The organism is Brachybacterium sp. GU-2 (assembly GCF_030866705.2).
Lineage (GTDB): Bacteria > Actinomycetota > Actinomycetes > Actinomycetales > Dermabacteraceae > Brachybacterium > Brachybacterium conglomeratum.
This window is the reverse complement of sequence record NZ_CP133037.2, coordinates 1,268,522-1,295,106: the sequence shown is the minus strand read 5'-3', so window position 1 is coordinate 1,295,106 and position 26,585 is coordinate 1,268,522. Positions and strand designations below refer to the sequence as shown.

General features: G+C 72.6%; 21 protein-coding genes. 10 read left to right on the top strand and 11 right to left on the bottom strand.

Features of this window, described 5'->3' with window-relative positions; translation table 11 throughout:
* Positions 1 to 70 precede the first annotated feature (70 nt).
* Positions 71 to 1,549 carry an L-seryl-tRNA(Sec) selenium transferase gene (locus tag RBL05_RS05945; protein ID WP_308741117.1) on the top strand — a complete coding sequence of 493 codons (1,479 nt, stop codon included), beginning with the start codon at positions 71 to 73 and terminating at the stop codon, positions 1,547 to 1,549.
* Positions 1,549 to 3,357 carry a SelB C-terminal domain-containing protein gene (locus tag RBL05_RS05940; protein WP_308741118.1) on the top strand — a complete coding sequence of 603 codons (1,809 nt, stop codon included), beginning with the start codon at positions 1,549 to 1,551 and terminating at the stop codon, positions 3,355 to 3,357. Before RBL05_RS05945 ends, RBL05_RS05940 begins: the two co-directional genes overlap by 1 nt.
* Positions 3,358 to 3,453: 96 nt before the next feature.
* On the opposite strand, the gene RBL05_RS05935 is transcribed toward RBL05_RS05940, so the two are convergent.
* Positions 3,454 to 3,930: a hypothetical protein gene (locus RBL05_RS05935; protein ID WP_308740262.1), complete on the bottom strand. Its 477-nt coding sequence runs from the start codon at positions 3,928 to 3,930 to the stop codon at positions 3,454 to 3,456.
* A 263-nt stretch (positions 3,931 to 4,193) separates the two neighbouring features.
* On the opposite strand from RBL05_RS05935, the gene RBL05_RS05930 reads away from it, so the two are divergent.
* Positions 4,194 to 5,504, top strand: coding sequence for a hypothetical protein (locus RBL05_RS05930; protein ID WP_308740263.1), 1,311 nt, complete (start codon positions 4,194 to 4,196; stop codon positions 5,502 to 5,504).
* A 67-nt stretch (positions 5,505 to 5,571) separates the two neighbouring features.
* Here RBL05_RS05930 and RBL05_RS05925 read toward each other — a convergent pair whose 3' ends face one another.
* From RBL05_RS05925 to RBL05_RS05890, 8 genes are all read right to left on the bottom strand, one after another.
* Positions 5,572 to 6,087 carry a hypothetical protein gene (locus tag RBL05_RS05925; protein ID WP_308740264.1) on the bottom strand — a complete coding sequence of 172 codons (516 nt, stop codon included), beginning with the start codon at positions 6,085 to 6,087 and terminating at the stop codon, positions 5,572 to 5,574.
* Positions 6,084 to 6,596, bottom strand: coding sequence for a hypothetical protein (locus tag RBL05_RS05920; protein WP_308740265.1), 513 nt, complete (start codon positions 6,594 to 6,596; stop codon positions 6,084 to 6,086). The genes RBL05_RS05925 and RBL05_RS05920 overlap by 4 nt, the downstream gene beginning before the upstream one ends.
* A gap of 23 nt (positions 6,597 to 6,619) precedes the next feature.
* The gene (valS, locus tag RBL05_RS05915) at positions 6,620 to 9,301 is read right to left on the bottom strand and encodes a valine--tRNA ligase (protein ID WP_308740266.1); all 2,682 of its coding nucleotides are present in this window, start codon (positions 9,299 to 9,301) and stop codon (positions 6,620 to 6,622) included.
* 186 nt (positions 9,302 to 9,487) lie between these two features.
* Positions 9,488 to 10,546, bottom strand: coding sequence for a biotin/lipoate A/B protein ligase family protein (locus RBL05_RS05910; protein WP_308741119.1), 1,059 nt, complete (start codon positions 10,544 to 10,546; stop codon positions 9,488 to 9,490).
* A gap of 147 nt (positions 10,547 to 10,693) precedes the next feature.
* The gene (locus RBL05_RS05905) at positions 10,694 to 11,989 is read right to left on the bottom strand and encodes a hypothetical protein (protein ID WP_308740267.1); all 1,296 of its coding nucleotides are present in this window, start codon (positions 11,987 to 11,989) and stop codon (positions 10,694 to 10,696) included.
* 202 nt (positions 11,990 to 12,191) lie between these two features.
* A complete protein-coding gene (locus RBL05_RS05900) occupies positions 12,192 to 13,244 on the bottom strand; it encodes an ATP-binding cassette domain-containing protein (RefSeq protein WP_308740268.1) in 1,053 nt (350 codons plus the stop codon).
* Positions 13,241 to 14,026 (bottom strand): ABC transporter permease, encoded by a 786-nt coding sequence (locus RBL05_RS05895; RefSeq protein ID WP_308740269.1) that lies wholly within the window; start codon positions 14,024 to 14,026, stop codon positions 13,241 to 13,243. The genes RBL05_RS05900 and RBL05_RS05895 overlap by 4 nt, the downstream gene beginning before the upstream one ends.
* Before the next feature lie 73 nt (positions 14,027 to 14,099).
* On the bottom strand, positions 14,100 to 14,894 hold the full coding sequence (locus RBL05_RS05890) for an ABC transporter permease (RefSeq protein ID WP_308740270.1): 795 nt from the start codon (positions 14,892 to 14,894) through the stop codon (positions 14,100 to 14,102).
* Between the two features lie 181 nt (positions 14,895 to 15,075).
* On the opposite strand from RBL05_RS05890, the gene RBL05_RS05885 reads away from it, so the two are divergent.
* The 4 genes from RBL05_RS05885 to RBL05_RS05870 all read left to right on the top strand — a co-directional run bounded on the left by RBL05_RS05885 (position 15,076) and on the right by RBL05_RS05870 (position 19,710).
* Positions 15,076 to 16,386 carry a dicarboxylate/amino acid:cation symporter gene (locus RBL05_RS05885; protein WP_308740271.1) on the top strand — a complete coding sequence of 437 codons (1,311 nt, stop codon included), beginning with the start codon at positions 15,076 to 15,078 and terminating at the stop codon, positions 16,384 to 16,386.
* Between the two features lie 191 nt (positions 16,387 to 16,577).
* Positions 16,578 to 17,357, top strand: a complete 780-nt coding sequence (locus RBL05_RS05880) for an SDR family oxidoreductase (protein WP_308740272.1) — start codon at positions 16,578 to 16,580, stop codon at positions 17,355 to 17,357.
* The gene (locus tag RBL05_RS05875) at positions 17,357 to 19,246 is read left to right on the top strand and encodes an ABC transporter ATP-binding protein (RefSeq protein ID WP_308740273.1); all 1,890 of its coding nucleotides are present in this window, start codon (positions 17,357 to 17,359) and stop codon (positions 19,244 to 19,246) included. Before RBL05_RS05880 ends, RBL05_RS05875 begins: the two co-directional genes overlap by 1 nt.
* 188 nt (positions 19,247 to 19,434) lie before the next feature.
* Positions 19,435 to 19,710 (top strand): hypothetical protein, encoded by a 276-nt coding sequence (locus tag RBL05_RS05870; RefSeq protein ID WP_308740274.1) that lies wholly within the window; start codon positions 19,435 to 19,437, stop codon positions 19,708 to 19,710.
* 22 nt (positions 19,711 to 19,732) lie between these two features.
* On the opposite strand, the gene RBL05_RS05865 is transcribed toward RBL05_RS05870, so the two are convergent.
* Both RBL05_RS05865 and RBL05_RS05860 read right to left on the bottom strand, forming a co-directional pair.
* Positions 19,733 to 20,005, bottom strand: a complete 273-nt coding sequence (locus RBL05_RS05865; RefSeq protein ID WP_308740275.1) for a 2Fe-2S iron-sulfur cluster binding domain-containing protein — start codon at positions 20,003 to 20,005, stop codon at positions 19,733 to 19,735.
* A 90-nt stretch (positions 20,006 to 20,095) separates the two neighbouring features.
* Positions 20,096 to 20,359, bottom strand: a complete 264-nt coding sequence (locus RBL05_RS05860) for a hypothetical protein (protein ID WP_308740276.1) — start codon at positions 20,357 to 20,359, stop codon at positions 20,096 to 20,098.
* Positions 20,360 to 20,838: 479 nt separating this feature from the next.
* On the opposite strand from RBL05_RS05860, the gene ileS reads away from it, so the two are divergent.
* From ileS to RBL05_RS05845, 3 genes are all read left to right on the top strand, one after another.
* Positions 20,839 to 24,135, top strand: a complete 3,297-nt coding sequence (gene ileS / locus RBL05_RS05855; protein WP_308740277.1) for an isoleucine--tRNA ligase — start codon at positions 20,839 to 20,841, stop codon at positions 24,133 to 24,135.
* A 343-nt stretch (positions 24,136 to 24,478) separates the two neighbouring features.
* Positions 24,479 to 25,939 (top strand): S-layer homology domain-containing protein, encoded by a 1,461-nt coding sequence (locus RBL05_RS05850; protein WP_308740278.1) that lies wholly within the window; start codon positions 24,479 to 24,481, stop codon positions 25,937 to 25,939.
* Between the two features lie 160 nt (positions 25,940 to 26,099).
* Positions 26,100 to 26,540, top strand: a complete 441-nt coding sequence (locus RBL05_RS05845) for a hypothetical protein (protein ID WP_308740279.1) — start codon at positions 26,100 to 26,102, stop codon at positions 26,538 to 26,540.
* The last annotated feature ends 45 nt before the right edge of the window (positions 26,541 to 26,585 follow it).

Below are 26,585 nucleotides of genomic sequence, written 5' to 3'. Positions count from 1 at the left end.
AGGTCCCGTGCCCCAGTCCCCGAGCGACGCCGAGGGCACGACGACCCCGGGCCGGGGAGGCCACGGCGCCATCGGCCACGACGCGAAGGGCCCCGGCACGGCAGGCCTCGGCGCGGAGGACCCGCGTCGGCGGATCCCGCGCACGGATCGCCTGCTCGCCCTGCCCGAGGTCGCCGCGGCGAGCGGCGCGATGGGGGAGCGCGTGGTGCACGACCTGGTCCGCGCGGCCCAGGACCGGGCCCGCCGCGGCGAGATCGCCCCGGAGGACGTGATCGCCGCGGTGCTCGCCTCCCTCGGGGAGCACAGCGCCTCCACGTTGCGCCCCGTGCTGAACGCGACCGGCGTCATCGTCCACACGAACCTCGGCCGGGCCCCGCTCTCGGCAGCGGCCCGGCAGGCGGTCCAGGACGCCGCCGGGTACACCGACGTCGAGTTCGACCTCGCCACCGGCGCCCGCTCCCGCCGCGGCGCCGGCGCCCGGGCCGCGCTGCTCGCCGCCTGCCCCGCGGCGGAGGACGCGCTCGTGGTCAACAACGGCGCGGCCGCCCTGCTGCTGGCCACGACCGCGCTCGCCGCGGGCCGCGAGGTGCTGTGGAGCCGCGGGGAGCTCGTCGAGATCGGGGCCGGGTTCCGGCTCGCGGAGCTCGTCGCCTCCACCGGGGCACGGGTGCGGGAGGTCGGCACCACCAATCGCACCCATGCGAGCGACTACCGCGACGCGCTCACGGCCGGGACCGGCGGGGAGCAGGGCGCCGCCGCCCCGGGACCGGGCGCCGACGCGCGGACCGCAGGCCCAGCGTCCGTCGGCGCGATCCTCAAGGTCCACACCAGCAACTACCGCATCGAGGGCTTCACCAGCGAGGTCGGGATCGCCGAGCTCGCCGCGCTCGCGCACGAGCACGGACTGCCGCTGATCGCCGATCTCGGCTCGGGACTGATGCGCCCCGAGCCCGCACTGCCCGACGAGCCCGATGCCGCCACGGCCCTCGCCGCGGGCGCCGATGCGGTCATCACCAGCGGCGACAAGCTCCTCGGCGGCCCGCAGGCCGGGATCCTGCTGGGCCGACGCGAGGTGATCGCGCGCCTCGCCCGCCACCCGCTGGCCCGTGCGGTCCGCGCCGACAAGCTTGCGCTCGCTGCGATCGAGGCGACCCTCACCGGCCCCGTCGCGCCGGTCCTCGCGACGCTGCGCACGGACCCGGACACGCTGCGGGAGCGGACCGACGCGCTCGCCGCCCGGCTCGCCGGCACGACGGTCGCCCACGACGGCCGCGTCGGCGGCGGGGGAGGGGCCGAGGTGCCGCTGCCCGGCTGGGCGATCGCGCTCGAGGAGGAGCTCGCCGCGGAGCTCCGCACCGGGGACCCGGCCGTCGTCGGCACCGTCCAGGGCGGCGCGTGCCTGCTGGACCTGCGCTGCGTGCCCGCCGAGGACGAGGACACGCTGGTCGGCGCCGTCGCCGCGGCGAGGGAGCGGCTGCGCGTCCGCGACGACCGCCGTCGCCCCGAGGACGCCTCCGCTCGCGCCTCCGCGCAGGATCCTGAGCGATGATGCAGGTCATCGCCACCGCCGGGCACGTCGACCACGGCAAGTCCACTCTGATCCGTGCACTGACCGGCATCGAGCCGGATCGCCTCGCCGAGGAGAAGCGGCGCGGCCTCACGATCGACCTCGGCTTCGCCTGGACGGTCCTGCCCTCCGGCCAGGACGTCTCCTTCGTCGACGTGCCCGGCCACGAGCGGTTCCTCGGCAACATGCTCGCCGGCATCGGTCCCGCCCCCATCGTCTGCTTCGTCGTCGCGGCCGACGAGGGCTGGCAGGCCCAGTCCAGCGACCATCGCGACGCCGTCGCCGCCCTCGGCATCGACCAGGGCCTGCTCGTGATCACCCGCGCCGACCTCGCCCCCGACAGGGTCCCGGAGGTCATCGCCCAGGCCCGCACGGAGCTCACCGGCACCGGACTCGCCGACGCGCCCGCCCTCGCGATCTCTGCCGTGACCGGGGAGGGGATGGACGCGCTGCGCGCGCAGCTCGACGAGCTCGTCGCCGCCGCACGCCGGCCCGACCCCGGGCAGCGGGTGCGGCTGTGGGTGGACCGCGCCTTCACCGTCTCGGGCGCCGGCACCGTGATCACCGGGACCCTCGCCGCGGGCACCCTGCACCGCGAGGACCGGCTGGTGCTGATCGGCACGCACGGCGGTGCGGAGCCCGGGGACGAGGGGACCGAGGTGCAGGTCCGCGGTCTACAGTCCCGCGGCGGACAGCTCGCCGAGCTCGGCCCCGTCAGCCGCGCCGCGGTGAACCTCCGCGGCGTCGACGCGGAGCACGTCGGTCGCGGCGACGCGCTGATCACCCCCGGAGCGTGGCACCTCAGCACCCAGGTCGACGTGCGCCGCACCACCGGCGAGGACCTCGCGGGCGCCCCGGGCGAGCTGATCGCGCACGGGGGTACAGCCCAGGTCACCGCGCGGGTGCGCCCTTTCGGCGAGGAGCATGCCCGGCTCACCCTTGATCGCCCGCTGCCGCTGGCCGTCGGCGATGCGCTCGTGCTGCGCGGCAGCGGCAGCCACGCCGTGCGCACCGGGGTGCGCGTCCTCGACGTCGACCCGCCCGCACTGGCGCGGCGCGGCGACGGCCGCCGGCGCCTGGCCGTGCTCGAGGCGATGCCCGCGGGCGGAGACCTCGCCGGGGAGGTCGCACGCCGCGGCGCCGTGAGCGAGCAGGTGCTGCGCCGCTACGGCCTCGCCGTCCCCGAGGAGCTGCCCGACGGGGTGGAGCGCCGCGGCGAGCAGCTCGTCGACGCTCGGGCGCTCGCCGACTGGCGGGAGAGGCTGACCGTCCTCGTCGCCGAGGCCGTCCGCGTCGATCCGCTCTCCGCAGGCCTGCCCCGCAAGGCCGCCGCCGATGCGCTGGCGCTGCCCGCCTCGGAGCTGCTCGACGCGGTCGTGGCGGCCGCCGGCCTCACGCTCGAGGCCGGCCGGGTGAAGGACCCCTCCGCAGCCGCAGGCCTCGGCGCCGCCGAGGCCGGGGTCGCGCAGCTCGAACGGCGGCTCGCCGAGACTCCCTTCCGCGCCCCGGAGGCCGAGGACCTCGCCGCACTCCGCCTCGGTGCCCGCGAGCTCGCCGCCGCCGCGGCGCAGGGACGGCTGCTGCGACTGCCCGACGAGGTCGTGCTGCTGCCCACCGCGCCCGCGCTCGCGATGCGGGAGCTGGCCCGGCTCGAGCAGCCCTTCACCACCAGCGAGGCCCGCCAGGCGCTGGGGACGACGCGCCGTGTCGCGATCCCGCTGCTCGAGCATCTCGACGGCCGCGGCTGGACCCGTCGCGTGGACGCCGGGCACCGGGAGATCGTGCGCTGAGCACGGTCCGCGGAGCGTCCTGACACACCGCTGTCCCCGGCATCGTCCCGGGGCGTGCGCCGACTGCTCGGGGCGGGCGCCGACGTGCCGAGGGCCTCAGCGGTGGCCGGCGATCCAGGCGCGGTGCGCGCCGAGCAGGGCGTTCTGGGCGCGGCTGTGGTCCGGGCGACCGAGCAGCACGGCCGGCGAGGTCGGCGACTCCCACAGGGCCCGCACCTCGACCTGGCGGCCGTCGCGCAGCTGCGCGATCGCGACCACCCGTCGACTCGTGGGCGGGGGCGGCAGCAGCTGGTGGATCTCCTGCCAGCGCAGCGACTGCTCCGCGCCGACGAACCCGCACCAGGTGAAGCCCTCCGGGTCGATCTGCAGGCGTGACCTGCGGGCGCCGCGGAGGAGGAACAGTCCGGCGCCGATCCCCATCGCCGCCGGGATCAGGAACATCATGAACCAGGCCGTCTCCATCACGATCGACAGGACGACCCCGGCGAGCAGAGCGGCCACGCCGATCAGAACCACCATGGGGCCGACGACGAAGTTCACCCGAGCACCGGCGCTGCGGATCACGGTCTGCACGCGGAGCTCCCTGCTGGTCGAGGACGGCGGCCCGCTCACCCTAGCGCGGTGTCTCGAGATCAGCGCGGTCATCGTCCTCGCTCGTCGTCGCGGCAGCTCGGCGGAGCCCGCGGATCCGTCGATGGGGAGTACTCCCCATGGTCGGCGCAGTACGGTCTGCCTAGGCTGAGCTGCGTCGCCGTGCCCGGCTCGGCCGACAGAAGCAGAGGGGCGGGGCGGGACCGGACACGATCCCGTCGCACGACGAGGACTTCGGGGGAGAGATGTTGGCAGGCTTCCAGGGCGGCGACACGGAGCAGATGCGGCAGCAGGGGACCGCCTTCGAGCAGGGATCGCGGACGGTCGACGAGATCACCGACGCCGCGACGAGGCTCATCGACTCCGTGCCGTGGATGGGACCGGACGCGATGGCGTTCCGCGCCCTCTGGCACGGGGTGATCGCGCCCGGCCTGCGCGCGAAGGCCGAGGACCTGCAGGGCCGCGGCGAGGAGATCCGCCGCCACGCCGAGGAGCAGGACGAGGCCTCCGCCGGGGACGGGGACGGACTGCCGGACGTCCTGCGTGACCTGTTCCCGATGCCCTTCCCGGGCCCGCTGATGCCGCTGCCCGCGCCGATCCCCGGACTGCCCCTCACCCCGGGCGTCATCGACCACCTCCGCAAGGACCTCGAGGACTGGTTCACCGGCGGCGACGGCGACGGGCCTCAGGAGTTCTTCGGCGATCCCGGCTTCACCTCGCGCGGCGCGAAGTACGGGGACGACCGACCGATCGGCGAGCAGATCACCGGCGGCGACTCGCTGTGGGACGGGCGCGAGATCGACGAGAGCTTCGGATTCCTCGACGTGTACGCGGGATACGACTACAGCCTCGGCACCAACGTCACCACCGATCCGTACGGCAACGTGACCGGGACCCTCGGCGGGCGGGGGAGCGCGGAGATCGGCATCGACGACCGCCTCGAAGGGCCTCTCGGGACCGGGATCCAGGCCGGCGCCCGGGTGGGCGCGGAGGGCTACGCGGAGGCCGGAGGCACCGTCGGACCGGACGGCCTCGCCGCCGGAGCCCGCGCCGGGCTCGGCGCCTATTCCTCGCAGTACGCCACCGTCGACGGCCCGCTCGGCAATTCGGGGACCATCAGGCAGGACCTGTACGCCGGGGCGAACGCCAGCGCGAACGCGTACTCGCACGTCACGCGCAACGAGGACGGTCAGGTCAACGGCTTCAGCCAGGGCTTCGACGCCCGGGCCTTCGCCGGGGCGCAGGCGACCCAGACCTTCGAGGCGACCGCGCCCGGCGGTTGGTTCTCGGGCTCGACCTCGATCAGCGAGAAGGTCGGCTACGGGGTCGGGGCGGGCGCGGGGCAGACGATCTCCACCGACGAGATCTCCGTCAGCCTCGCCGGATCGATCGCGAAGGATCTCGGACTCGGCGGCTCCACCACCGTGGCGGTCCATCCCGACCAGATCGTGAACACCTTCACCCCCGGCGACTACGACATCGACGACGCGATCGGCGACGCCTCCGGAGCGTTCCAGGGGGCCACTGACTACGTCTCCGACAAGTGGCCGTTCTGAGCAGCGTCGCCGTCGGCCGGATCGCCGTCGCACCCAGCACCGAGCGCCGGCGGTCAGCCGCGGCGGGTCAGCGTCGTCCCGGCGTCCAGCCCTGCTGAGGGCCCCGGGCCTGCGTCCACCACCGGGCATGCGAGGCGACGAGGTCGCTCGCCGCCTCCAGGTAGGCTCCGTCCGCGCTGTTTCCGCCCTCTCCCGAGGACATGGCCAGCGCGCCGATCACCTGCACCCTGCCGTCGCGGCGATGCAGCGCGACGGCGCGGGGGCCCCGGCGCCCCGAGGGCACCTCGACGTGGGCGACCTCCGAGAACAGGACGACGCTCGGGGCCCCGAGCACCCCGTACCAGGTCACCCGGTCGGGGCCGACGAGCACGCGGCGCCGCGCCCCGACCAGTGCCATCACCGCTCCGGCGAGGCCGAACAGAGGCAGGCCCAACAGCATCCCGAGCAGGGAAGGGCTGCGTGTGAGGGCCCAGCCGAGCACCGGCACCACGCCGAAGAGCAGCACCGCGACGACGACGAGGGCCACACCCATCCACAGGAACATCCGGTTGACCCCGGAACGGTACGCGCGGCACCTGCTCATGACAGCCCGTGCCCTCCTCCGGCGCGCCCTCGTGCGGCATGCGCGGCGAGCCACTGCTGGTGCGCCCGGACCACGGTGGACCCCGCTCTCAGGTACCACGGGTGCGGGCCCGTGCAGTCGTCGGCGCTCTGCGTCTTCCGCAGAGGTGCGACCGGGACCACCGAGCCGTCATGGAGCCACAGGAGCACCGCATCGCCGGGTTCGCCCATCCCCGGCACCGAGACGTGATGGATCTGCTCCCACGGCACGAAGCCTCGCGCCCCCAGCATCGTGGACCAGGTGACACCGCGGTGGTCCACGCGCGCCGAGGCGCGGCGCGCCAGCAGGAACAGGGCCGCCCCGGCGGCGATCACCAGCAGCCCGAACAGCACCGTCAGCACGGCGCCGAGCAACTCGCCCTGCACGACCAGCGCCACGGCGTCGAGCGTCGTCATCACGCCGACGAAGACGACGCCCGCGCCGGCCCACATGAGCGAGGAGCTCGAGCCGGCGCGGACGGTCGTGGGCATCATCGGGTCCCTGTCGTCCGGGCTCAGCCCTGGTTGCGCGGCTGCTTGACCGGCGGCTCTCCCAGCTCGACGTCGCGGGTGGTGATCTCCTCGCCCGCCCCGGCGACCAGCTCGAGCTTCTCGATCCGGCCGAGCGCCGTGAGGTCCGCCGCGGCGGCCTCGAGGTGAGCGAGCGCCGCCTCGGGAGCCTCGACGGTCACGGCGAGGATCGGGGTCTTCTGGGAGACCTTCGCGTCGGACTTGATGCGCCGCACCACGATCGCGGCCTGGGCGACGGAGTCCACGAGCGCGGAGTCCTGGCCCTGGGCGGCCTCGCGCAGCGGCGCGGACTCCGGCCAGGGCTGGGTGTGCACGGAGCCGCCGCGCCACCACGACCAGACCTCCTCGGTCGCGAACACGATCACCGGCGCGAACAGGCGCAGCAGCACCTCGAGCGCGATCGCGAGCGCCGCCCGCGCGGAGGCGGCACCGGCCTCGCCGGCCGGGGAGTTGCCGTGGGCGCGCTCCTTGACCAGCTCGATGTAGTCGTCGCAGAACGCCCAGAAGAACGGCTCGACGGCCTCGAGGGCACGGGCGTAGTCCATGTCCTCGTTCGCGGTGGTGGCCTGGTCGACCACGTTCGCGAGCTGCGCGAGCAGCGCCCGGTCCAGCGGATCGGTGACCGCCGACGGATCCGCGGCGAGACGGCCCGCCGGGTCCGCGGGAGCCTCGCCGAAGCCGAGCGCGAACTTCGAGGCGTTGAGGATCTTGATCGCGAGGCGTCGGCCGATCTTCATCTGCCCCTCGTCGAAGGCGGTGTCCACGCCCTGACGCGCCCGGCCCGCCCAGTAGCGCACGCCGTCCGAGCCGTGCTGTTGCAGCAGGCCGATCGGGGTGACCACGTTGCCCTTGGACTTCGACATCTTCTTGCGGTCGGGGTCCAGGATCCAGCCGTTGATCGAGGCGTGCTTCCACGGCAGCGCGTCCTGCTGCAGGTGGGAGCGCACGACCGTGGAGAACAGCCAGGTGCGGATGATGTCGTGGCCCTGCGGGCGCAGGTCCATCGGGAAGACCTTGGAGAACAGCCCGTCCTCCCCGTCGTCCGAGTTCCAGCCGCCCGCGAGCTGCGGGGTCAGCGACGAGGTCGCCCAGGTGTCGAGGATGTCGGGGTCGGCGACGAAGCCACCGGCCTGGCCGCGCTGCTCCTCGGTGAAGCCGGCCGGCACATCGATCGTCGGATCGATCGGGAGCTCGTCGACGGACGGGGTGAGCACCGTGTCGTAGTCGGTCTCGCCGTCGGTGCCCACGGCGTACCAGACCGGGAAGGGCACCCCGTAGAAGCGCTGGCGGGAGATCAGCCAGTCGCCGGCCAGGCCCTCGACCCAGTTGCGGTAACGGGACTCCATGTACGCGGGATGCCAGGTCAGCTCCTCGCCGCGGGCGATCAGCTCGTCGCGCAGCCCGCCCTCGGAGGAGTCACGGCCGCCGTTGGTGAGGTACCACTGGCGGGAGGTGACGAACTCGAGCGGCTTGTCGCCGTTCTCGTAGAACTTCACCGGGTGGGAGATCTTCTTCGGCTCGCCGACGAGATCGCCCGACTCGGTGACCATCTCGACCACGCGCTTCTGCGCGCTGAACACGGTCAGGCCCGCGAGCTCGGCGTAGGCGGCCTGGCCCTCGGCGGTGGTGATCCACGGCGCCTCGGGCAGGAAGCGGCCGTCGCGGCCGACGACGGAGCGGGTGGGCAGCTCCAGCTCGCGCCACCAGATCACGTCGGTGGAGTCACCGAAGGTGCAGATCATCGCGATGCCGGCACCCTTGTCCGCCTGGGCCAGCGGGTGCGCCTTCACGGGCACCTCCACGCCGAACAGGGGAGAGGTGACGGTGGTGCCGAACAGGTCCTGGTAGCGCTCGTCGTCGGGGTGGGCGACCAGGGCCACGCAGGCGGGGAGCAGCTCGGGGCGGGTGGTCTCGATGAAGACCTTCTCGCCGGTGCCGTCGGTCTTCGTGAAGCCGATGCGGTGGTAGGCGCCCTCGCGGTCGCGGTCCTCCTGCTCGGCCTGCGCGACGGCGGTGCGATAGGTGACGTCCCACATGGTGGGGGCCTCGGACTGGTACGCCTGCCCGGCCTCGAGGTTCTCGAGGAAGGCGCGCTGAGAGGTGGCGCGGGAGTGGGCGTCGATCGTCTGGTAGCTGTGGTTCCAGTCCACCGACAGACCCAGGGTGCGGAAGACCTCCTCGAAGGACTTCTCGTCCATCGTGGTCAGCTTCTCGCACAGCTCGATGAAGTTGCGACGGGAGATCGGGACCTGGTTCGCGGCCTTGGAGGACTTGTTCGAGCCGCCCTCCATCGGGGGCGTGAAGTCCGGGTCGTAGGGCAGCGAGGGATCGCAGCGCACCCCGTAGTAGTTCTGGGCGCGGCGCTCGGTGGGCAGGCCGTTGTCGTCCCAGCCCAGCGGGTAGAAGCAGTTCTTCCCGCGCATGCGCTGGTAGCGCACGATCATGTCGGCCTGCGAGTAGCCGAAGACGTGGCCGATGTGCAGCGAGCCCGAGGCCGTGGGCGGCGGGGTGTCGACGCTGAACACCTGGTCACGGGTGGTGTCCTCGTCGAAGGCGTAGAGCTGCTGCTCGCTCCATACGCCGTCCCACTTCTCCTCGAGGCCCTCGAGGGAGGGGCGATCGGGGATCGAGGTCTGGGCGTCAGGGCGCGATGCGGTGTCGGTCATGGGGGTCATTGTTCCAGGTCTGCGCCCCCGTGCAACGCAGGCGTCAGCACTGTGAGCGCTCTCGCGCCACGGCCTTCCCCGCTTCCCGAGCCGAGCGGCCGATGGCCTGAGCGGGTCCGTGGCGGCACGGTCGGGCACATGCACCATCTGATGCCGCCATGAGCCCGTCGGCGACGCAGCCGACGCTCACGGCACGCGCGCGGTCCACTCCTCGGTGCCGAACTTCGTCTCCACCAGCTCGCGGGCCTTCGCGAGCTCCTCCTCGGTGTACATCGAGTCGACGGTGTCGTAGCGGGCGCGGAAGTACTCGAGGAACCCGTCGATGATCTGCTCGCGGGCGAGGCCGGTCTGCGAGCGCATCGGGTCCACGCGCTTGTTCGCGCTGCGGGTGCCCTTGTCGGAGAGCTTCTCGCGGCCGATCCGCAGCACCTCGCCCATCCTGTCCGCGTCGATGTCGTAGCTCATCGTCACGTGGTGCAGCAGCACGCCGCCGGCGAAGCGGCGCTGGGCGGCGCCGCCGATCTTTCCCTGCTCGGAGGCGATGTCGTTCAGCGGCACGTAGTGGGCCCTCACCCCGATCTCCGCGAGCGCGCCCATCACCCAGTCGTCCAGATACGCGTAGGCCTGCTCGAAGCTCAGCCCCTCCACCAGCGAGGTGGGCACCACGAGGGAGTAGGTGATGCAGTTGCCCTGCTCCATGAACATCGCGCCGCCGCCGGTGATGCGGCGCACCACCCCGATGTCGTGCTTCGCGGCGCCCTCGGCGTCGATCTCGTTGCGCAGCGACTGGTAGGAGCCGATCACCACCAGCGAGGAGTCCCAGTCCCAGATCCGGAAGTGGGGGCGGCGCCGCCCGGCGATGACCTCCTTCGGCAGCACCTCGTCGAGCGCCACGTGCATCACCGGGGGGAGGACGACGGGCGGGATCACGTCGAAGGTGAGGTCGTCCCAGCTCGAGGCGTGCCCGAGGGCGCGCCGCACGGCGATCGCGACCGCCTCGGAATCGAAGCCGATCATCTGCACCGGCTCGGGGAGGGCGGCGAGACGGTCGGTGATCGCGGCGCCGAGCTCGGCGGCGGTCGCGTCGGTCGACATGCCCTCGAGCGCGGCGTTCAGGTCCTCGAGCGCCTCGTCCGGCTCGAGGAAGAAGTCGCCGAACACGTGCGCCGTGGCGATCCGGCCGTCCTGGGCGGTGACGTCGACGGCGACGAGCTTGCCGCCGCGGACCTTGTACTCGCCGTGCATCACCGGTGTCTCGCTCGAAGCATCCATGACCCCATCCTCGCGCATCGCCGTGGGCCGCGGCGGGGCCGACGGGTCATGCCGCGCCGACCGGCCATGCGGAGTCGCCGTGCCGACGGGGCACGGGGCCGACGAGCACGGGCCGCGAGATCACGGGATCGTCAGCGAGCGCAGCGCCCGGTGGACCTCCCACACGAAGTCCGCGGTGGACTGGCTCTTGCGGGGCGCCACCGCATAGGTCTCCTCCGGCCGATCCGCCGTCGCCTCGCGCGTCACCTTCGGGATCAGATGGGTCCAGTCCCGCTCGCCGCCCACCCAGATCCGATAGGTGGTCCCGGACTCGTCGCCGCGATGGAGCAGGCGCAGCCCCATCGAGGTCGCGGTCAGCGCCGGCTGTCGCCGTGCAGGGGCGGCATCGAAGCCGCGGTCCCGCAGCAGCATCGGGTTCAGCACCGCCCACAGCAGCAGGCGCGCCCCCTCCACCTCCGGGGAGGCGGGGGCGCCGATCAGCTCCTGCGGCGCGGGCATCGCGCCCTCGTCGGTGCGCCAGGCCGTGCGGCGGGCGAGGGTCTCCAGGCGGTCCGTCGCCTCGGCCCTCTCCTCGTCGGTGCGGGGCAGGCCGATGCCCAGCGGTACCGGCTCGTGGCCGGCGCGCTGGAGGTGTACGGGCGTGCCCTGCTCGACCTCGCCGAACTCGAGGCCGGTGCGGTGCAGGCGCACCCCCGCCTGGAGGTGCGCGTCGGTCTGGCCGCGCCGGGTCGAGAAGTGGGGGCTGGTGCCCAGCAGGTCGCGGGAGGCGCGGTGCATGACGTCGAGGTGGCCGCGGAACTCCTGGGCGACCGACTTCTTGGTCAGCAGCCGCTTCGCCTCCACCGGGTACTGCACGATGGGCCGGCCCGAGTTCTCGCCGATCTCCCCGATCGTCTCCCACAGCGCCTGATGGCCGGGATCGGCCTTCGACATCCGCCGGGCGAGGGAGCGCCAGCTCGTGGCCTGCACCCGCTCGGGCAGCTGCTCCTCGCCGCCGACGAGGTCGCTGCGGCGCGACACCGCCAGCAGCAGATGGTGCTCCGAGGTGCCGAGCGCGGCCAGGTGCTTCTCGAGCTGGGTGGTGCGCAGCAGCCCGTCCGTGCTCACCACGATGCCGAGGCGGGCACCGTCGTCGGACTCGGGGGAGGTCGGGAGGATCTCGGCGACCAGGTCGGGGGAATGGCGGTGCAGGCGCGGCGCGGCGACGATGCTGCCGGTGGCGCGCTCGGTCCGGAGCACCGTGCGCAGGAACGCACGGCGGCTGCGCGGGGCCATCAGCACGAACTCGAGCATGTGGCGGAGGATCGCGTCGGCCCGCACGGGCCGCTCGGTGCGCTCGGCGCTCTCCGGGGCGTTGACCGTGCGCTCGACAGCGTAGGTGAGCATCTGTCCGACGGTGGCGTAGGAGCGGGCCATGGTCCTCCTTCTCTCGCGCCGTGCCCTGCCGCGGCGGGGACTGCCGGGCGGGAGACGGGATCTCTCAGTATCCCCCGTGGACCAGTGTGCATCAGGGCAGGTCGCGGAGCGCGGTGTGTCCCCGCATGAACGCAGGGGCGCGCCCGGTGCGGCATCGGCCGGTCCGGTCCGGGGAGGAGGGCGCCGGCGCGCCCGCCCGTCGTCAGTCCGGACGGTCCCCGGCGTTGATGCGCCGCACGAGGTCCTCGACCGCCGGCTCGGTGAGGGAGAGGTCCTGCACCTCGGCCTGGGCGCCGATCCTGGTCAGCAGCGCCGGCACGGTCAGCTCCGCCCCGGAGAACGCGATCCGGTGACGGATCCCCTCCGCCTCGATCGCGAGGGTCCGCGCCCCCTCGGGCAGCGCGAGCGCCTCGAGACGCGGCGCGGCGAGGTCGAGCACGAGCTCGCGCGGCGAGCCGAGCCGCTCCCGGAAGCCGGCGAGCGCGCCGTCGTAGGCGACCTGCCCGGAGGCGACCACCACGATCCGGTCGCACAGCCGCTCGACGTCGCCCATGTCGTGGGTGGTGAGGAACAGGGTGGTGCCGCGCTCGGCCCGGTCCTCGCGCAGGAAGCGACGCAGCCCCTCCTTGGAGACCATGTCCAGCCCGATCGTCGGCTCGTCGAGGACCACCAGCGCGGGGGAGTGCAGCAGCGCCGCGGCGACCTCCCCGCGCATCCGCTGCCCGAGCGACAGCTGACGCACCGGCCGGTCGAGGAACCCGGCGAGGTCCAGCCCCTCCACGAGCCGGTCCAGGCGCGCGGCGACGGCCCGATCGGTGAGGCGGTGCATCGCGCCGAGGATCCGGTAGCTGTCCCGCAGCGGCAGGTCCCACCACAGCTGCGAGCGCTGCCCGAACACCACCCCGATCTCGCGGGCGAGGCGCCGACGCTCCGGCACCGGGTCGCGCCCCAGCACCCGCACGGAGCCCGCGGTGGGCTGCAGGATGCCGGTGATCATCTTGATGGTGGTGGACTTCCCGGCGCCGTTCGCGCCGACGAAGCCGACGGCCTCCCCGCGCTCGATGCGCAGCGAGATCTCGTCGACCGCGCGGACGACCTGCCGCCGGCGACGTCGGGAGCCGGGGGCGGCGGCGCGCACGACGTAGTCACGACGCAGCTGCGCGAGCTCGAGCGCGGGGGAGGGCGCGACGTCGGGGCCGCGGGCGGCCGACGGGTCCGACGGGGTCGGGAGGGACGGGAGGGGCTGAGAGGTCATCCACCTGCTCCTGTGTAGCGACGGACCCCCGCGCGCCAGAGCACCAGGGCGATGGTCCAGGTGAGGAGCGCCACCGGCAGGCCGATCCAGCCCGCCCAGGAAGGGACCAGGGCGGGGCCGGGCAGACCCAGCAGCGCGAGGGCGGGGGCGTAGGCGATCAGGGTCGCCGGGATCACGAAGGTGAAGAAGGCCCGCATCGGCAGGGCGAACACGGCGCCGGGGGTGGTGGCGACGTAGTTGCCGCCGTAGGTGAAGGCATTGGCGAACTCGCGCCCGTCCACCAGCCAGAACTGCAGCGCCCCGGCCATCGTGAACAGCGCTCCGAAGATCAGCGCCCCGGCGAACGGGGCCAGCACCGCGAGCAGCAGCAGCGCCGGGGTCGGGGAGAAGCCCGCGATGGCCAGCGCGGTCACGTACATCCCGAGCCCCACCGCGATCCTCCCGATGCGTCGCAGCGAGAGGTCCAGGCTCGAGATCTGCAGCAGCAGCGGCACCGGGCGGATCAGCAGCGTCTCCAGACGCCCCGAGCGGATCTGCGCCGAGAGCCCGTCGATCTCCCCGAAGAACATGTCGCCGATCCCGAAGGCGAGGGCACCGAGCCCGTAGACCACCGCGACCTGCGAGAGCGTCATCCCGCCGAGGACGCCGACCTGGGAGAGGATCACCCACAGCTCGAGGAACTCGGTGCCGACGATCAGCACCTGGCCGAGCACGTCGGCGAGGAAGCTGGTGCGGAAGGTCGCCTGCGAGCGCAGGCGCGAGCCGTAGAGGGTCGCGACCATGCGCGCGGTCGAGACGGGACGGTCCTGCGCCCCCGTTCGGCTCCCTGCGCTCGCAGCGCCCGGCCACTCCTGCTCAGCCACCCTGCACCTCCAGGCTCCGCGTGCCCGCGCGCAGCATCGCCCAGGCCGCGAGCGCCAGCACCGCCGTCCAGCCGATCTGCACGCCGATCAGCCCGAGCGCCTCGGCCGGCGGGACGCGGCCCGAGAGGGTGTCGATCGGGGTCTGGATCATCGAGGGGAACGGGGTCGCCCGCGCGATCGCCAGCAGCCAGTCCGGGAACCACACGATCGGGATGAGGAAGCCCGAGAGCAGGTTCATCGTCGCGTTGTAGACGACGGTCAGCCCGCGGGTCTCCACCAGCCAGAAGGCGGCGAGGTTCACCATCATGTCGGCGAGGAAGGCGACCGTGATCGCGAGCAGCAGCGAGAGGGTGCCGAGCAGGTAGGAGACCGGATCCTCGGGCAGGGCGAGCCCGGTGACGAGGCCGCCCACCACCAGCGGCGGGATGCCGCGGGCCAGCAGCAGGAACGCCGAGCGGCCGAGCTTCTGGGCGTAGTGGAGGCTCAGCAGGTCCACCGGGCGCAGCAGGTCCACGGCGATGTCGCCCTGGTGCACCCGCTGGGACACCTCCCGGGTGCCGAAGGCCTCGATCGGGGCGAGCAGCGCCTGGCCCAGCCACACATAGGTCGCTGCCTGCAGCAACGTGTACCCGCCGAGCTCGCCGCCCGCCGTGCCGATCGCGGCGAACATGATCGAGGCGCGGATGAACCCGAAGACGGTGTTGGTGAAGATGCCCGCGGCGGTCGCCATCCGGTAGGTGGAGTACTGGCGGAAGGCGGCAGCGGCGATCCGTCCGTGAGCAGACACTCGATCAACCCTAGTGCGCTGTGGGACGTGCCACAAGACAGAGGCGGCTGCCGCGCGGGCCTGCACCTCGGCTGCGTCGGCGCCTCCGTCGCTCGGACGGTGCTTCCCACAGGGAGCGCCTTCGGGCACCGGCCGTCTACGCTGTCCCGGTCCCCGTCCCTCCTCAGCGAACCGGACCCCCATGAACTCGAATCTCGACAGCGCCGTCGACCCCGCCGCGGAGGACCCCGCGGCGGCGCGCGGCGCCGCTGACTCCGCCGCGGCCACCCCCTCCGCGGCTCCTCGTCGTCCCCGCTTCGGCCTCCTTCCCCGCATCCTCGTCGCGATCGTGCTCGCGATCGGGCTGGGCCTGGTGATGCCCGAGTCGATCGCCCGCGTCTTCACCACCTTCAACGGGATCTTCTCCGGCTTCCTCGGCTTCCTCATCCCGCTGATCATCGTGGGCCTGGTGACCCCGGCGATCGCGGAGCTCGGCCGCGGTGCCGGGAAGATGCTCGCCGCCACCACCGGCATCGCCTATCTCTCCACCGTGCTGTGCGGGCTGTTCGCTCTGGGGATCTCGCTGGTGCTGCTGCCGCGGATGCTGGACGGCGCGAGCATCGGCACCCTCGAGAACCCCGAGGACTCGGCGATCGCGGCCTACTTCGACATCGAGATCCCGCCGGTGTTCGACGTGATGACGGCGCTGGTGCTCTCCTTCTGCCTCGGCATCGGACTGACCCTCGTGAAGAAGGGCGCCCTGCAGGAGTCCTTCGAGCAGCTGCGCACCATCATCGTGCGGATCATCGAGGCGATCATCGTGCCGCTGCTGCCGCTGTACATCTTCGGCATGTTCCTGGGCCTGACCATGAACGGCCAGATCTGGACCGTCATCGGCACCTTCCTCGCCGTGATCCTGCTGGTCTTCGCGATGACCGTGGTGGTGCTGCTGGCCCAGTACGGCGTCGCAGGCCTCGCGATGGGGAGGAACCCGCTGCGGATGCTGGGCCGGATGCTGCCGGCCTACATGACGGCGCTGGGCACCAGCTCCTCGGCCGCGACCATCCCCGTCACCGTCGAGTGCACCAAGCGCAACGGCGTCCCCGACGCGATCGCCGACTTCGTGATCCCGCTGGGCGCCACGATCCACCTCGCCGGCTCCACCCTGAAGATCACCACCTTCGCTGTCGCGATCATGATCGTCACCGGCATGGAGCTGAACGTCCCGGCGCTGCTGGGCTTCGTGTTCATGCTCGGCATCGTGATGATCGCCGCGCCCGGCGTGCCCGGCGGCGCGATCATGGCCGCCGCCGGCGTGCTCTCCTCGATCCTCGGCTTCGACGAGGCGGCCGTGGGCCTGATGATCGCCGCCTACATCGCGATCGACTCCTTCGGCACCGCCACCAACGTCACCGGCGACGGCGCGATCGCCGCGGTCATGACCCGGCTCTCGAAGGGCCGGGTCGAGGGCGACCTCACCGTGGGCCGGCACGAGCAGGTCCACGGGGTCTGAGGCCCCGCATCCCGCAGGAGCGGCCGACGGCATCGCCGTCGGCCGCTCCAGTCATCTCGGCCGTTCCTGTCGTCCGGCCGCGTCCTCCTTCCCTGCCACCATGGCCGCGCCGGCGGCCCTGCCGACGGCGGTCCCCGCGGCCGACGGGATGGCCGTGCTCGCGCCGCCCGCGCCGACGTAGGCTCGGCACCATGACTGCTCACAGCCCTGCCGACGCCCCTCTGACCGCTGTCGTCACCGGTGCCTCCTCCGGCATCGGCCGTGCCACCGCCGCCCGCCTGGTCGCCGACGGCTGGCGGGTCCTGGCCATCGCACGGCGCGAGGAGCGCCTGGCCGAGCTCGCCGCCGAGACCGGCTGCGAGATCCTCGCCGTGGACGTCACCTCCGACGAGTCGGTCGCCGCGCTCGTCGCCCGCGTCGAGGAGCTCTTCGACGGGAGCCTGAACGCCGTCGTCCATGTCGCCGGCGGCGCCCTCGGCGTCGAGACCGCCGCCGAGGCCGACCTCGAGAAGTGGCAGCGGATGTACGACATCAACGTGCTCGGCGCCGTCCGCGTCACCCGCGCGCTGCTGCCCGCCGTGCGGGCGAGCGGCCGCGGCGACCTCCTCTTCGTCACCTCCGTGGCCGGGCACGAGGCCTACCCCGGCGGCTCCGGCTACAACGCCGCCAAGGCCGGCGAGCACATGCTCGCCCATGCCCTGCGGCTCGAGCTGAACGGCGAGAAGGTGCGCGTCATCGAGGTCGCCCCCGGCATGGTCCGCACCGAGGAGTTCTCCCTGGTCCGCCTCGGCGACCAGGACGCGGCCGACGCTGTCTACGACGGGGTGGAGCAGCCGCTGACCGCGGAGGACTGCGCCGACGTCATCTCCTACGCCCTGAACGCCCCGCACCACGTGAATCTCGACCTGGTCACCGTGCGCCCCCTCGCCCAGGCCGCAGCCCACCGGGTGGCACGCCACCAGGGACTCTGATGGCCCACGGCGGCATACCCGGCTACGGCATGGGCGGCGGCGGGGGCCGAGGGGGCGGCGACCTGAAGCTCGCCCCTGGACAGAAGCCCGACGTGCGCCGGGTGCTGGGTCTGTTCCGCCCCTACCGCGGCACGATCGCCGCCGTGCTCTTCCTGATCGTGCTCGGAGCGGCCGCCGGGGTGGTCTCCCCGTTCCTGATCCGCGAGATCGTCGACGTGGCCCTGCCCGAGCAGCGCGCCGACGTGCTCACCTGGTCCGTCGGCGGACTCATCGCCGTCACCGTGGTCGCGAACGCCCTCGGCGTCACCCAGTCGATGCTCTCGGCCCGCGTGGGCCAGTCGGTGATGCACGACCTGCGCGTGGCGGTCTACTCCCACCTGCAGCGGATGGGGCTGGGCTTCTTCACCCGCACCCGCACCGGCGAGATCCAGTCGCGGATCTTCTCCGACATCGGCTCGATGCAGTCCGTGGTCACCTCCGTGATGACCCAGATCGTCTCCTCCGGCGCCGGAGTCGCGATGGCGCTGGTGGCCATGGTCGCGATGGACTGGCGCCTCACCCTCTTCTCCCTGATCGCCCTGCCCTTCGCGGTGTGGATGAACCGGCGCGTCGGACGGCGCCGCCGCACCATCGTCCGCACCCGGCAGGAGAAGGCCGCGGACCTCTCCGCCGGGATCCAGGAGTCGCTGTCCGTCTCCGGGATCCTGCTCGGCGTGACGATGGGCCGCACCGAGACGCTCAGCAGCGCCTTCGCCGACGACTCCCGCGAGCTCGCCGACCTCGAGGTCCGCTCCCAGATGGCCGGCCGCTGGCAGATGGCCGTGTTCACCACGATCATGGCGCTGTTCCCGGCGCTGACCTACTTCCTCGGCGGCCACCTGCTGTTCGCCGACCCCGACGGCAGCGGCATCACCATCGGCACCCTCGTCGCCTTCATCGCCCTGCAGTCCTCCCTGTTCCCGCAGATCAACGGCCTGCTGCGGGTCGCGACCCAGGTCAACAGCTCCCTCGCCCTGTTCACGCGGGTCTTCGAGTACCTCGACACCCCGATCCTCATCGCCGACGCCGACGACGCGATCGCCCTGGACCCCGGGACGGTGCGCGGCGAGATCCGCTTCGAGGACGTCACCTTCGCCTATCCCGGCGCCGAGGAGCCGGCGCTGGCGCACCTGGACCTCGAGGTCCCGGCCGGGACGCACACGGCCCTCGTCGGCGCGACCGGTTCGGGCAAGACCACCACCGGCTATCTCATGGCGAGGCTCTACGAGCCGACCGACGGCTGGATCACCCTGGACGGCCACGACCTGCGGGAGATCACGCTGTCCTCGCTCGCCGCGAGCATCGGCGTGGTCACCCAGGAGACCTACCTCCTGCACGCCACCATCGCCGAGAACCTGCGCTTCGCCCGCCCGGACGCCACCGACGAGGAGCTCGTCGCCGCCTGCCGCATCGCCCAGATCCACGACCACATCGCCGCCCTCCCGGACGGCTACGCGACGGTCGTGGGGGAGCGGGGCTACCGCTTCTCCGGCGGGGAGAAGCAGCGCCTCGCGCTCGCCCGCACGATCCTCCGCGACCCGCCGGTGCTGCTGCTGGACGAGGCGACGTCGGCCCTCGACGTCGCCACGGAACGGGCGATGTCCGGAGCGCTCGACGCGGTCGCGCGCGGACGCACCACCGTCTCGATCGCCCACCGCCTCTCCACCGTCCGCGACGCCGACCAGATCGTCGTGATGGAGCGGGGGAGGATCGTCGAGCGCGGCACCTACGAGGAGCTGCTCGCGCTCGGCGGCGTGTTCGCGGACCTCGCCCGGCAGGATCAGCAGGACGCCCGACGCGACGACGAACCGAACCCGGAACCCGTCGCTCCCGCCCCAGGCACCCGCTGAGCGCGGACGCCCGAGAGAAGACGCCATGACCGTCGCGGGCGCGCCTACGACCAAAGGCGGAGGCGGGAGTCCTCCCTGCGCGGGATGTGCGCGCCGTGCGGACCGGGGGAGGATCGTGCCCTCAGGCGGCGCATCCCGCGCCGCGCCCGCACCAGGGCACGGCACGACCAGGGGAAGAGGGCCATCGCATGACCACGATGCTCCCGGAGGACGCGATGGGGCGGCAGCGCGCTGTGACGGGTCGGAAGGCGATGTCGGGCCAGGACCGCGCGAGCGGCCAGGGCGGCAAGCCCGTCTCGGGACGGCCCGCGCTGTTCGTGACGATGCTGGCGCTCGCCGCCCTCGGCGTGCTCGTGCTGCTCGTGGTCGGGCCCGTGCTGCCGATGCCGGTGGCGGTGCTCGGCGCCGCGGCGCTCATGGGCGTCGTCGGCCTCGCCTGGTGGGTGGCCGGCCCGCGCCTGTGAGGCAGCGGGCGGTCGCGACGTCTCAGACGTCGATCTCGATCTCACCCTCGCCGCGCGAGACGCAGGTGATCATCTGGCTGTCCTGCTCGTCGTCCATGAGGAACTCGTCCATGTGCTCGACCTCGCCGGAGACCAGCGGCACCACGCAGGTGCCGCACACCCCGCCCTCGCAGGAGTAGTCCATCGGGACGCCCGCGTCGAGCAGAGCCTGGAGGAGGGACTGACCCTCCTCGACCTCGACCGTGATCCCCGACTTCAGGCACTTGGCGGTGAAGGGCTCTCCGAACAGCGACATCCTCGCTCCTTCTGCGTCGACCGCGCCGAGCGGCGCGCGGTTCCATGGAAGGACCAGTGTTCCACGACTGTCACCGTCGAAGGAGGTGACTCACGCCTCCTCGGCGGTGGTGGACGCGGCGGCGGCGTCGGTGCCTTCGGCGTCCTCCTCGTCCTGCGAGCGCGTCGTCTGTATCGCGGCCGCGGCCGCGACTGGGGCGGAGACCACCACGCGCGGCGGCACGACGGCCGCGGAGGCGGCGGTCGAGGGGCTCAGCGCGAGCGCGGACGGGCCGAAGGTCAGCACCAGCAGCGCCGCCGCCGAGAGGGTCGATGCGCCCAGGCGCGATCGTCGATGAGGGATGTCGTCGTCCATGTCGTCTCCTTCGTCCACGGCGCCCCCGGTGGGGCCGCCGTGATCATGAGACCCCGCCCACCTGGCAGGCGGCTGAGGATCCCGACCGCATGTGCTGGGACCCGGGAGTGACGGAGCCCCGCGAGCCGCGGGGCCCCGCGGCCCCAGCGCGGTTGTTCCTCGCGTCTCTTCCCCCGGGGTGGTCGTGACCGCGTGGGCGAGCCCGCGTACACTGCACGCCATCGGCATCGACCCGGCCATCACCGGAGAGCCGCGGGAAGAACAGCACGAGCACGGTCCGCGAGGACAGGCGCCGCGCCCAGTAGAACCCGCCGGGACCAGCCCGTCACAGCTGAGGAACGAGGGGAGGCCCCCGCGTCGGCAGCGCCGGCGCGCGCGGCGTCAACCGAGGTGGTACCGCGCCGCCGGCCCGTGCCGGGAGCGTCCTCGGGCAGCAGTCCGCCCGCCCGCCGCCCCTGTTCCGCCTCGGAGGTTGTCCCATGGTCTACCCGGTCTCCGGAGACCCGCTCGTCCCCTCGCCGCACCTGCCCGCGCTCGAGAACGCGATCCAGGAGTTCTGGCGCACCGACGACACCTTCCGCGCCTCGATCGCCCAGCGCGAGGGCGCCGAGGAGTTCGTCTTCTACGACGGCCCGCCCTTCGCCAACGGCCTGCCCCACTACGGCCACCTGCTCACCGGCTTCGTCAAGGACGTCGTGCCGCGCTTCCGCACCATGGACGGGCTGAAGGTCGACCGCCGCTTCGGCTGGGACACCCACGGCCTGCCCGCCGAGCTCGAGGCGATGCGGGAGCTCGGGATGACCGAGAAGTCCGAGATCGAGGACATGGGCCTGCAGGCCTTCAACAACGCCGCCCGCGCCTCCGTGCTGAAGTACACGAAGGAGTGGGAGGAGTACGTCACCCGCCAGGCCCGCTGGGTGGACTTCGAGAACGACTACAAGACCCTCGACGTCACCTTCATGGAGTCGGTGCTGTGGGCGTTCAAGACCCTGCACGACAAGGGCCGCGCCTACGAGGGCTACTACGTCCTCCCGTACTGCTGGAAGGACCAGACGCCGCTGTCCGCCCACGAGCTGCGGATGGACGACGACGTCTACCAGGAGCGCCAGGACCAGACCGTCACCGTCACCTTCCCCTTCACCGGCGAGAAGGCCGAGCAGCTGGGACTGGCGGGCGTGAAGGCGCTCGCCTGGACGACCACGCCCTGGACCCTGCCCACCAACTTCTCCCTCGCCGTCGGCCCTGAGCTCGAGTACGCGGTGCTGCCGGCCGGCCCGCTCGGCGCAGCGGATGGCGCCGCTGCGGGCGAGGGCCGCTACCTGCTGGCCGCCGCGCTGGTCGGCGCGCACGCCAAGGAGCTCGGCTACGAGAGCGCCGAGGACGCCGTCGCCGCGATCGAGGAGCGCCGCTTCGCGGGCGCCGAGCTCGAGCACATGACCTACCAGCCGCTGTGGACGGTCTACTCCGAGGACCGCGCCAAGTGGGGCACCGAGAACGCCTGGATCGTCACCGTCGCCGACTACGTCTCCACCGACGACGGCACCGGGGTGGTCCATCAGGCCACTGCCTACGGTGAGGTCGATCAGCAGGTCAACGCCGCCTACGGCATCCCCGTCATCGTCTCCGTCGACGAGGGCGCGCAGTTCCACGACTACTTCCGCGGCACCGAGCTCGACGAGATCGCCGGTCTGCAGGTGTTCGAGGCGAACCGCCCGATCATCCGCAACCTCCAGCGCGAGGGTCGCCTGCTGCGCGAGACCAGCTACGTGCATTCCTACCCGCACTGCTGGCGCTGCCGGAACCCGCTGATCTACAAGGCCGTCTCCTCCTGGTACGTGAAGGTCGCCGACCAGCGCGAGCGGATGCTCGAGCTCAACGAGCAGATCGACTGGGTGCCCGGCAACGTCAAGCACGGCCAGTTCGGCAAGTGGCTCGAGGGCGCCCGCGATTGGGCCGTCTCCCGCAACCGCTACTGGGGCACCCCGATCCCGGTGTGGAAGAGCGACGACCCCGACCACCCGCGCGTCGAGGTCTACGGCTCCCTCGCCGAGATCGAGGAGGCCTTCGGCACCCTCCCGCGCGACGAGCACGGCGAGGTCAACCTCCACCGCCCCTACATCGACGAGCTCACCCGCCCGAACCCCGACGACCCCACGGGCCGCTCCACCATGCGCCGCGTCACCGACGTGTTCGACGTCTGGTTCGACTCCGGCTCCATGCCCTTCGCGCAGGTGCACTACCCCTTCGAGAACCACGACTGGTTCGAGGGCCACAACCCCGCCGACTTCATCGTGGAGTACATCGGGCAGACCCGCGGCTGGTTCTACGTCATGCACGTGCTGGCCACCGCGCTGTTCGACCGCCCCGCCTTCACCTCCGTCATCTGCCACGGCATCGTCCTCGGCGAGGACGGGCAGAAGATGTCCAAGTCGCTGCGCAACTACCCCGACGTGCGCGAGATGTTCGACAAGTACGGCGCCGACGCGATGCGCTGGTTCCTCATGTCCTCGCCGATCCTGCGCGGCGGCAACCTGGTCGTGGACGAGCCGAAGATCCGCGACGCCACGCGCCACGTCGTGCTGCCGCTGTGGAACGTCTGGTACTTCCTGGCGCTGTACGCCAACGCGGCGGGGGATAAGGACGCCTTCGGCCGGCCGACGGGGCACCGCGGCGAAGCCCGCCACGAGTCCACCGACGTGATGGACCGCTACCTCCTCTCCCGCACCGGCGACCTGGTGCGCGGGGTGCGCGCCTCCCTGCGCGAGCTCGCGATCGCCGACGCCGCCGAGCAGATCCAGGATCACCTGGACATGCTCACCAACTGGTACGTGCGCCGCTCCCGCGACCGCTTCTGGGAGGGCGATGCGCAGGCCATCGACGTGCTGGCCACCTGCCTGGAGACCCTGCTGCAGGTCGCCGCGCCGCTGCTGCCGATGGTCACCGAGGAGATCTGGAAGGAGCTCACCGGCGGCCGCTCCGTGCACCTGACCGACTGGCCCGACGACTCCCTCTTCCCCCGCGACGAGCAGCTCGTCGCCCAGATGGACGACGTGCGCGCGATCGCCAGCGCCGGCAACGCGCTGCGCAAGAAGGAGGGCCTGCGCGCCCGCCTGCCGCTCGCCGAGCTGACCGTCGTCCACCACGATCCCGCCTCGCTCGAGCCGTTCACGGCGATCATCGCCGACGAGCTGAACGTGAAGCACGTGCGCCTGCTGGACGTCACCAGCGAGGAGGCGCAGGGCATGGGCGTGGAGCAGAAGCTCACCGTGAACGCCCGCGCCGCCGGGCCGCGGCTGGGCAAGCAGATGCAGGGCGCGATCAAGGGCTCCAAGAGCGGGGACTGGTCGGTGGCCGAGGACGGCACCGTCACCTCCGGCGGGATCGCGCTCGAGGAGGGCGAGTACTCCCTCGACCTCGTCGCCGGTGAGAGCGCCGCCCTCGAGGGCCGGACCGTCGGCGTGCTGCGCGGCGGCGACTTCCTCGCCCTCGACATCCGGGTCACCCCCGAGCTCGAGGCGGAGGGCACCGCCCGTGACGTGGTCCGCGCGATCCAGTCCGCGCGCCGCGAGGCGGGGCTGGACATCTCCGACCGGATCCGCCTGACGGTGGACGGCGACGAGCCCGTCGTCGCGGCGGTCGCCGCCCACCGCGAGCTGGTCGCGGGGGAGGTCCTCGCGCTCGAGCTCGCGGTCCCCGCGCGGCCCGCCGAGGGCGCGCACGAGGCGAGCGAGAAGGTCACCGGCGGCACCGTCACCGTCTCGGTGCAGCGGGCCTGAGGTGGGACGGGGCGGCGTGAGGGGCGCCGCCCCGTCGGCCCTCCCACGCCGTCCCGGCAGCCCGCCCGAGCTGTCCCGGCCGCTCGCCCGAGCTGTCCGGCAGCCCGCCCGAGCTGTCCCGGCCGCTCGCCCGAGCTGTCCGGCAGCCCGCCCGAGCTGTCCCGTCGGCCCTCCCGCGCGTCCCGATCACAGCGGTGGACGTCGGTTCGCCCGCTTCGTGACGATTTGCGGCCCCGCTCGGGTCACGACTGAGTATCGGCTGGTCAGGGCGCGTTTCTGGTCATCTGTGGGCCGTATCATGGGGAGGGATCCAGCTGGGGATCCCCGATCCCCAGGAGAGCGCATGTCCACGCCCGCCCCCGCCCGGTCCTCCTCGACGACCGCTCCGCCGCGAGCTCGTCGGCGTCTCGCGCTCCTCGTGCTCGCCGTGCTGATCGCCTCAGCCGGCGTCCTCGGCGCGGCACCCGGCTCCGAGGCCCGCACCCCGCCCGCCGGCCTCGGCGGCTTCGTCCCCGGCACCCTCATCAGCGATGCGCAGATGTTCGCGGGCACCTCCATGACCGCCGCCCAGGTCGACGCCTTCCTCGACCAAAAGGGCGCGAGCTGCACCCGTGGAACTGACGGCGCCGACTGCCTCAAGGACCTCCGGATGGACACCCCGCAGCGGGCGAAGGACGCCTACTGCGCCGCGATCCCCGCGAAGAAGGCGGCGAGCGCCGGGACGATCATCGCGGACGTCGCCCGCGCCTGCAGCATCAGCCCCAAGGTGCTCCTGACCATGCTCCAGAAGGAGCAGGGCCTCGTCACCACGCGCAATGCGACCCCGAAGATGCTGCGGGAGGCGCTGGGCTTCGGCTGCCCCGACTTCCAGACCTGCGACCCGAGGTACGCCGGCTTCGCCCAGCAGATCTACAACGCCGGGGTGCGCCTGCAGGCGTACGGAGATGCGAAGCGCGGCTACCGCTACCAGGCTGGCCGCACCTACGACATCCAGTACAGCCCCTTCGCCTTCTGCGGCTACGGGAAGGTCACCATCTCGAACCGGGCCACCGCCGCGCTGTACAACTACACCCCCTTCACCCCCACCCAGGCGACCCTCGACGCGGGCTCCGCGGCCGTGGCCGACGACGTCTGCGCCACCTACGGCAACCGCAACTTCTCCCGCCTGTACTCGCAGTGGTTCGGCTCCCCGACGGGCGCGAGCGCCTCGCGGTACCCGGTCGCCGCGCCGCTCGGGAAGAAGCCCGCGGACCCCTTCGCGGACGTCCCCTACGACACCACGATCTTCTTCACCGAGATCGCCTGGATGAAGCACATGGGCTACTCCACGGGGTGGGGGAGCGGTGCGAGCGCCGTCTACCGCCCCTACGACCCGATCAAGCGCGACGCCGTGATCGCCTTCCTGTACCGGGCGGCAGGCTCGCCCGCGTTCACCCCGCCGAAGGTCTCGCCTTTCAAGGACGTGAACTCGAAGGACACGATCTTCTACAAGGAGATCACCTGGGCGCATTCGGTGGGGCTGGCGCGGGGCTGGTCCGATGGCACCTTCCGTCCGTACGAGCCGATCAAGCGCGACGCGATGGCCGCCTTCCTCTATCGCGCCGCCGGCGAGCCCCCGTACACCGCGCCGACCCGGTCCCCGTTCAAGGACGTGAACCGGGGTTCGGAGGACTTCTACAAGGAGATCAGCTGGATGTCGTCCCAGGGGTACGCCAACGGCTGGTCCGACGGCACCTTCCGCCCCTACGAGCCGATCAAGCGCGACGCCGTCGCCGCCTTCGTCTACCGCTGGAAGGTCGCCTGAGCGGGATGGAGCGCGGCGCCCGCGTGCGGTGACGGCGTTCGCGATCGGTCCCGTCGCAGTGCCGTTCACGCCGCAGCCGGCGTGCCCGTGCGCGAACTCGCCGGGGGCAGCTCGACCGTCAGGTGAGATCCTGAGGGCCGACGGCGCGAAGGGGGAGGCCATGGACGGCAGGATCGGACGGCGAGCAGCGCTCCTCGGGGCGGGGATCGCGGTCGCATCGCTGCTGGCCGGCTGCTCCGGGAGCCGGCGGACCCGCCGGGTCACCGAGGCGGTGCTCGAGGTCGAGGGCGTGGACGGGTGCGAGCTCGACAGCTCCATCAGCGGGACCTTCCAGCGTCTGCTGCACGGCAGGATCGACCTCGGCAGCGACGATCGTGACGTCGCGTTCGAGATCTACGACGAGGCCATGCGCGCTGTCGTGACGACGCTGCACGACGGCGATGAGGACGACGGGAACATCACCGTCGGCGGGATCATGGGCTTCATCGGCGGAGCCGAGGAGTTCACGGTCCGGGGCCTCGACCCGGACATGCCCGTCGAGGACTACCGCCTGGACCGGGTGACCGCGAGCACTCTCTACGCGAGATACGGGCTGACCTGAGCCGGGGCCCGAGGCATCGGCGTGCGGCGCCCGCCGAGTCCTCCG